Origin of the sequence: Streptococcus cristatus (assembly GCF_003943465.1) — a bacterium.
In the GTDB taxonomy this organism is placed as follows: Bacteria; Bacillota; Bacilli; order Lactobacillales; family Streptococcaceae; genus Streptococcus; species Streptococcus cristatus_C.
This window is the reverse complement of the sequence record NZ_RJPR01000029.1, coordinates 1-1,075: the sequence shown is the minus strand read 5'-3', so window position 1 is coordinate 1,075 and position 1,075 is coordinate 1. Positions and strand designations below refer to the sequence as shown.

Sequence of the window (1,075 nt, the reverse complement as noted above, 5' to 3'; positions counted from 1 at the left end):
TGGGACAGACAGCCATGACGACATAGCCGTCACCCACAGAAACATGAAAATAAAGACAACAGCCCTCATTTAGAAGTATAATCTAAGTGAGGGCTTTGTGGTTGATAATTTCTTGAATATCACTTTCGCGGGACAAACTAATCCACTCTACCGACGAGTACCCCAAAATATCGCCTTGAGCATGAGTATAAAAATACGACAACGTTATCGGTAGACAAGCTCTCTGACTTTATAAATGGAGGGAATCACAATGGATGTTCTCTATCAATCTTGTGCAGGTATTGATGTCCATCAAGCTACTCTTGTGGTTTGTATTCTACATGGGCCGCTCACTTCTACTCGTCCAAAGCGTGAAATGGCTCAGTTTGATACAACAACAAAAGGATTAAAAGCCTGTCATGATTTTCTCAGTCGATTTCATGTAGAAGCCGTCGGCATGGAAAGCACAGGAGTTTACTGGAGACCTGTCTGGCATGAACTCTGTGATGACTTTGAACTCATCCTAGCACAGCCTGCTCATATGAAAGCTATTCCAGGTCAAAAAACAGATAAGAAAGATGCTCACTGGATTGCCCAATTAACACGAATCGGCCTGCTCCCTCGCAGTTTCGTTCCTGATGAAACCATTCAAGAATTGAGAGAGCTAACACGACAACGGAAACACTATGTAGAGAGCCGTAATCGTGAGACCAATCGGATCCATAAAATCCTCCAATCAGGAGGTATTAAGCTAACAACCTACATAGAAGATATCATGGGGGCTTCTGGTCGAAACTTACTGCAACTGCTTATTGATGAGACGCCCCTTACCCCAAGAATGATCCACCAATCTGTTTATACCAGTTTGAAAAGAAAAGTTCCCCAACTCCTTGAGGCACTTGATGGGTATTTTTCGGCTCATCATCGTTTTATGTTAGGTCAGTCCTTGGAGATTTACGATTTTTATCAAAAACAAATCGATTGTTTGGAAGAGCGTATGAACGGCTATCTAAATCTCTATGAGAGACCAGTGGAAATCCTAGATTCTATTCCTGGTATTGATCTCATTACAGCCTCTGTGATCATAGCGGAAATT

1 protein-coding gene is annotated in these 1,075 nt (G+C 42.1%); it reads left to right on the top strand.

Going from position 1 to position 1,075, the window contains the following annotated elements:
• Nucleotides 1-250 precede the first annotated feature (250 nt).
• On the top strand, nt 251-1,075 hold an 825-nt coding region (locus D8793_RS11745; protein WP_125383919.1), incomplete at its 3' end, for an IS110 family RNA-guided transposase.